1 protein-coding gene is annotated in these 1,129 nt (G+C 34.0%); it reads right to left on the bottom strand.

Annotated elements, in window-relative coordinates:
• Positions 1-276 precede the first annotated feature (276 nt).
• Positions 277-804, bottom strand: a complete 528-nt coding sequence (locus IEV18_RS16980) for a CueP family metal-binding protein (RefSeq protein WP_188393516.1) — start codon at positions 802-804, stop codon at positions 277-279.
• Positions 805-1,129: the final 325 nt, after the last annotated feature.

Consider the following 1,129-nt stretch of genomic DNA (forward strand, 5'->3'; position numbering starts at 1 on the left):
TTCTATCAACTTACCGGTCGACAAGTTTAAGAAGGAGGGGGTATGAGCGCATCAAAATAGGGCTAACTAATTGTCGGAATTGTTTCCAAATCACAAACAATAATGATGAGACTATTTAATTAGACATTAAATAGTAAATTAAGAAAACAGAACCGAGTGGCTTATCTTTGATAAGACTCGGTTCTGTTAGAAATATTATTATAAAAGTTTATATCCATTTTCCTATTTGCTTTAAATGATTATATTTTGTGTTAAAAGGATTTGTGAGGAACCAGACTAAATTAACTGCATTGTTGTTATGCAAGTATTGTCCCCTTCAAATGTAGAAATCTCAGATTCAGCTGTTTTTCCATCATATTGAATCTTCACGTTATATGTTTTGTCACGTGGTAACCAAAAATCAATAAATCCATTTTTTAATGAAGTCATGGTTTCATCAACAACAACATTGCCTTCTTCGTCTTCAATATAAACATCAAATTCCTTTTCTACTAATTCTCCTTGGCAACCAGTTAAGCTATGATTAGTACAAGGGTGTGTTGTCTCAACAAATGGTGCGATGGAAACAAAGAACTCGTCTTCGGGAAGATTGTAGGTAGTCTCTTTATTATCAGTATCAGTTACAATAAGCTCGTCAGAAGTAATAGAAGCAGACACATCATCAGTATCCCCGATGCTGTATTCTTGGACCACTTTCTTGATATCTTGTGGTTCGTTTTCGTTTGATGTACTTTCACTTTCGCTACAAGCAGCAACTATTAAAATAAGTAATAATCCAATTACTGCCAATAATCCTTTTTTCATATTATTCGACTCCTCTTTCATCTAATTAGTTAAATGCTATTATCAATTACTATGTTAAACGATTTTCTACATTATAACAAAATCTATAAAACGTATTATAATACTCAAATGTGCATTATTTGTGCAAATGTAATAGAGAAATTGTTTGTGTCAAGCTTTTCTCGGTAACCTTCTCACACCAGTATTTCCGGCACTCTATTTTTGTACGCTTACTTAGGCTACCGCGCGATTACCATCGCTTGGTGCCTGGCGTTTTTTGTTCGGTTCTACAAACCAAGAACCAAAAAAACGCCAGGGTATTATCTAAAGCTCTTAGCTAGTTTGC

Source organism: Compostibacillus humi, assembly GCF_014637175.1.
Lineage (GTDB): Bacteria > Bacillota > Bacilli > Bacillales > Amphibacillaceae > Oceanobacillus > Oceanobacillus humi.